The sequence below is a fragment of the Clostridium sartagoforme AAU1 genome (assembly GCF_000401215.1).
GTDB lineage: Bacteria > Bacillota > Clostridia > Clostridiales > Clostridiaceae > Clostridium > Clostridium sartagoforme.
The window spans coordinates 1-2,793 of record NZ_ASRV01000160.1 but is presented as its reverse complement, the minus strand read 5'-3'; the positions used below and the strand labels follow the sequence as shown (position 1 = coordinate 2,793).

At 25.9% G+C, this 2,793-nt stretch carries 1 protein-coding gene and 1 tRNA gene; one reads left to right on the top strand and one right to left on the bottom strand.

Features of this window, described 5'->3' with window-relative positions; translation table 11 throughout:
- Window positions 1-104: 104 nt before the first annotated feature.
- Complete coding sequence (gene pulA / locus A500_RS13105; protein ID WP_016208057.1) at window positions 105-2,078, top strand: type I pullulanase; 1,974 nt, start codon at window positions 105-107, stop codon at window positions 2,076-2,078.
- Window positions 2,079-2,313: 235 nt separating this feature from the next.
- On the opposite strand, the gene A500_RS13100 is transcribed toward pulA, so the two are convergent.
- Window positions 2,314-2,390: transfer RNA gene (locus A500_RS13100), tRNA-Arg, on the bottom strand.
- Window positions 2,391-2,793: the final 403 nt, after the last annotated feature.

The window sequence follows — 2,793 nt, the reverse complement described above, 5'->3', positions numbered from 1 at the left end:
ATAATTTACTATAATATTTGTATTCTTACACAAATGTTATTATAGTAACTAAAAATAATATATTTTAGAGATATAATACAATTATTAAAGGAAAGGGTGGTAGTATGAATTTTAATTATGATGAACTTGATAGTTTATATAAATACGAAGAAGAGTTAGGAGCTATTTATACGAAAAAACAAACTATTTTTAGGATATGGTCTCCACTAGCAGAAAATATGAAATTAAAGCTTTATGGAAAAGAAGGCTATGACTACTCTAGAGATTCTATAGACATTATAGAAATGAAAAAAACAGATAGAGGAGTTTTTGAAATCATAGTAGAAGGAGACTTACATGGTGAGTATTATAACTATTTAGTTAATATCAATGGAGAAATAAATGAAGTAGTTGATATCTATGCTAAGGCAGTAGGTGTTAATGGAAAAAGAGGAATGGTAATAAATTTAGATAGTACTAATCCAAAAGGTTGGGAAAATCATAGAATTCCATCATTTGATCCTTTAGATTCAATTATATATGAATTAAATATAAGAGATTTTACAATAGATAAAAACTCTTTAGTTGACCAAAATATAAGGGGAAAATTTAAAGGATTAACTCAAGAAATAAATAAAACTGATAATATAACAACTGGATTTAATCATCTAAAAGAACTTGGAATAAACACAATACAATTAATGCCGAGTTTTGATTATAAAACTGTAGATGAAGAAAAATTTAGTGAATTAGAATATAATTGGGGATATGATCCGCTAAATTATAATTCTTTAGAAGGTTCTTATTCTACAAATCCTTATTTAGCGGAAGTGAGAATAAAAGAATTTAAGGAAATGATATTAAAGGCACATGAAAATAATATTAAAATTATTATGGATGTTGTGTATAATCATACCTTTGATACAGAAAATTCTAACTTTAACATGAGTTTCCCAAATTACTATTATAGACAAAAAAGAGATGGAAATTTTTCAAATGGATCAGGTTGTGGAAATGAAATAGCATCAGAAAGGTATATGGTAAGAAAGTTTATTGTTGACTCTATCATATATTGGGCAAAAGAATACAAAATAGATGGATTTAGATTTGATTTGATGGCTCTACATGATATGGATACAATGAAGAGGATTAGAGAAGAACTTAGTAAGATAAATAAAAATATACTAATTTATGGAGAAGGTTGGAAGGCGGATGATTCACCATTATCTGATGATAAGTTAACTCTTAAAAAAAATATAAAAAAATTTGATAAATTACAAATAGGAGCTTTTAGCGATGATATAAGAGATGCAATAAAAGGAGACGTTTTTCAAAAAGAAAAAGGTGGGTTTATAAACGGAGAATCAGATCTTGAAGAAAGTATAAAGTTTGGTATAATCGCATCTATAAAGCATAAAGATATAGATTACAATAAAGTTATTTATTCAGATGAGTATTGGGCAAAGGAACCATATCAAGTTATAACGTATACATCAGCTCATGATAATTATACTTTATGGGATAAGATATGTTTAGTTGAAACTTCATCATCGGAGGAAGAAAAAAAAGATATGAATAAAATGGCAGCAGCTATAGTACTAACATCACAAGGAATTCCATTTATACATTCAGGAGATGAAATACTAAGAACTAAGAAAGATAAAAATAACAATTTAATAGAAAATAGCTATAAATCGCCTGATTGCATTAATAAATTTGATTGGAAGAGAAAAGAAAAGTATATAGATGTTTTTAATTATTACAAAAAACTGATTAATTTAAGAAAAAAACACGAAGTATTTAAAATGAAATCATCAGTAGATATACAAAAAAATATTTCATTCTTAAATATAGGAGAGAACTTTAATGAGAATAATATAGTTGGATATATAGCTAATGGGGACAAAGTAGGAGATAATTTAGGAAAAATAGCAGTTATATTCAATTCTAATAAAAATGAAGTCGAGGTAGAACTAGACCATAGTAAGTTTGAAGTAATAGCAGACAAAGAGGATATAAATGAAGAAGGGCTTTACTATATAGAAGGAAGCAAGATTAAGGTTAAGCCTATTTCTTTTATAATATTGAAATATTTATAAATTGTAAAACAATTTATTTAGTGCACAGCTTAGAATTCACAGTTTACTTGTACAAAGTATCTATTATTTTAAACTTACCAACTAGTCATGCAAAAAAAAGGCAATAGATAAATAGTTGTACATAAACTTATCTATTGCCCTAATTTTAAATTTCTGTTCTCTTTAAATCCTTATAATTTGAATTCTGTGAATTGTGATTTGTGAAATAGAAATTTTATTTTGCAAAATATAAAAATGGTGCACCTAGAGGGATTTGAACCCCCGACCACTGGATTCGAAGTCCAACGCTCTATCCAACTGAGCTATAGATGCTTATTACAAATTCAATAAACAAATATATTATAATACTAATACTTTTAAAATTCTACAATTTAATTCTGTAGAATTCTAATTTTAAGGTATTAATCTTACACATATCCACGAGTATCAATATATGAGAAATAAAGATATATTAATAAAATATAGTGAAAATAAAAAATAATCTTAAATAAACGGATTATATATATTTTTAGATAAGTGAAGCTATGATAGAATAATCAATGTTCTTAAGAAACAATTGTTTAATAAAAAAATATTGACAATGAATACTTGAGATGTTAAGATGTAGAAGTCGCTTATGTGACAAGATCTTTGAAAATTGAACAGAAAATAAGTTAAGTAAAATAAACCAGCAATTCTTTTAGAAGTCTTAAGTGAGAAGCTAAATTTAAATTTA